General features: G+C 71.6%; 2 protein-coding genes and 1 pseudogene. 2 read left to right on the top strand and 1 reads right to left on the bottom strand.

From position 1 onward, the window contains the following. Positions 1–323, bottom strand: a pseudogene (locus tag G6020_RS10000) (hypothetical protein); the annotation flags it as partial. Positions 324–467: 144 nt separating this feature from the next. On the opposite strand from G6020_RS10000, the gene G6020_RS10005 reads away from it, so the two are divergent. Together G6020_RS10005 and G6020_RS10010 are read left to right on the top strand one after the other, a co-directional pair. Then, positions 468–1,772, top strand: a complete 1,305-nt coding sequence (locus G6020_RS10005) for a cytochrome P450 (protein WP_347237847.1) — start codon at positions 468–470, stop codon at positions 1,770–1,772. A 64-nt stretch (positions 1,773–1,836) separates the two neighbouring features. Continuing rightward, positions 1,837–2,448 (top strand): putative glycolipid-binding domain-containing protein, encoded by a 612-nt coding sequence (locus G6020_RS10010; protein ID WP_245847146.1) that lies wholly within the window; start codon positions 1,837–1,839, stop codon positions 2,446–2,448. The last annotated feature ends 46 nt before the right edge of the window (positions 2,449–2,494 follow it).

Genomic DNA, 2,494 nt, shown 5'->3' on the forward strand with positions numbered 1-2,494 from the left:
AGGTAGAGGCCCTTGGACCGGGCGTGCTCGACCCCGCGTCGCCACCACCCCGGGGCGTCGCCGACGAGGTCCGTCCCGGCCTCTCCGGCACGCCCGCTGCCCTCCGTGAGGGAGAACTCGTGGTGCCAGCCGGCCAGGAGAGCGCGCCCCTCGCCGGGCCGGACGAGGGCCATCCACATCCCTTCCGCGCCGACCCAGTGCAGGGCCGAAGGTGTGGGCGGGGAGTGTTCCAGGCCCACCGCGGCGCGCACGGCGGCGTCCACGGCGAGGAGGGAGGCGATGTCGTCGGGCGTCGAGTCCAGGTCCACGGGGAGCAGGGCCATGGGCTCACGGTAGCCGGTGACCGCCACGGCGAGGTGACGATCGCGGTGAACGTCCGGCGACCCCTCGGTGTCCGGCCTCGGTCTTCGTTCGCCGGTCCGGCTGCGGCGACACCTGTCGACTCCTACGGTGTCACCATGGACAGTGTGACCACAGACGACGGCGTTCCCCCCGGGCCACGCCTACCCGGCCTGGTGCAGGCCCTGCTCGCACTCTCGGCCCCCGCGGCCGTCTTCCCGGCCGCCGCCAGGCGGTACGGGGTGCCGTTCAAGCTCGACCTGATGCCCAAGGGCCGGACGGTGGTCGCCGTCGCCGATCCCGCCGACGTCAAGGACGTCTTCGCCGGCTCGCCGTCGGTCTTCCACGCGGGCAAGGGCAACGAACTGCTGCGGCCGCTGTTGGGGGAACACTCTCTCCTCCTCCAGGACGGTGACGAACACGCGCGCGCCCGCCGGCTCCTCGCGCCGGCGTTCGGGCGCCGCGAGATCGAGGGGTACCGCTCGCTGGTCGAGGAGGTCACGACCGAGCAGTTGGATCGCTGGCCGAGATCGGGCCGGGTCCGTGCGCACGTCCTGTTCAGCGAGCTCACGCTCGAGGTGATCCTTCGCGTGGTGTTCGGGGTGACGGACTCGGCCCGCCTCGACCGGATGAGGCCGATCGTGGCGCGGGCGGTGGACGCCGGGCCGGTGGTGATGATCGGCATGGGCATCCTGCCGCTGCGCCGGTTCCGGCCGTGGAGCCGACAGGTCCGGGACCTCGCGACCATCCACGCCTTCCTGCATGAGGAGATCGAGACGACCCGCCGGGACCCGGCCCTGTCCGGGCGACGGGATCTGCTGGCACTGCTGGTGCGGGCGTCCGCCCAGGACGCGCAGGGGTTGTCCGACGAGGAGTTGCGCGACCAGCTGATGACCCTGGTGGCCGCAGGACACGAGACCACGGCCACCGCCATGGCGTGGTCGGTGCTCGAGCTGGCCCGGCATCCCGGGATCCAGGATCGATGTGTGTCCGAGATCGCCACCGGCGGCACGGAGTACCTGGACGCCGTGCTCAAGGAGTCCCTGAGACTGCACCCCGTCGTCCCGATGGTGATGCGGGAGCTGCAGGAACCCGCCACCGTAGGCGGCCGCACCTACCCGCGGGGGATGACCATCTCGCCGTCGATCATCCTGGCCCACCGCGCGCCGGCCGCCTACCCCGCGCCCAAGGAGTTCGACCCCGGCCGATTCCTCGGCGACGTCCCGACCCCCACCACCTGGCTGCCCTTCGGCGGCGGCGCCCGCCGGTGCATCGGTGCGTCCTTCGCGATGATGGAGGGCGAGGTGATCCTCCGGCAGGTGTTGGAGCGCTACCGGCTCGACCGCGTGGGCAGTGGCCACGAGTGGCCCAGGGCGCGGAACGTGACGCTGTATCCCTGGCGACGCGCACGGGTGGAGCTGCGACCGAGGTGACGCAGGGCCGCCGCGACGGGCCGGTGATGTGCGTTTCGGTGGAGATTTTCATACCGTAGGAGGGGTGAACGCTTCCCAGTCGCCCTCGCCGCAGGTCGAAGCGCCTCGCGCCTCGGCTCCCCGCATGTACACGTGGATCTCCGAGACCGGCAGGGTGATCGAGCAGGTGAGACTCGTCCGGAAGGGCGAGTCCTCCCGCGCCCGGGGTCGGATCGTCTCCGCCGCGCACCCCGACCACCAGGCGTTCACTCTGGAGTACCAGGTCGAGATCGGATCGGACCTGGCCCCTCACCGGGTGCAGCTGACCGTGTCCACCGAGGAGTACGAGCGCACCATCGACCTGGTCCGCGATGCCGAGGGCTCCTGGCTCCTTGACGACCCTTCCGACACCCGATCCCGCGTGGGCGGCGACGGGGTGGTCGACGTGGACGTGACGTTCAGCGTGTTCTTCGCCAGCGTGATCAGCCGACGGCTCGGACTGCACTCGCAGCCCGGTTCGATCGAGCAGCGGGTGCTCTCGGTGGACTCCCTGACGCTCGACGTCACCGAGGACTCGGTCACCTTCTCCAGTGACGACGAGAAGGTCCACGGGATCACCGCCACCGCCGCCACGAGCGCGACCGTCGACCCCGACGGGTTCATCCTCGACGTCACCGGGCTCAGTCGGCGGGTCTGACCTCCCGCCCGGCGGCCCCGGCGGCGCGGAGGTCCGCGAGCCAGCC

Source organism: Dietzia sp. B19, from assembly GCF_014145155.1.
In the GTDB taxonomy this organism is placed as follows: Bacteria; Actinomycetota; Actinomycetes; order Mycobacteriales; family Mycobacteriaceae; genus Dietzia; species Dietzia natronolimnaea.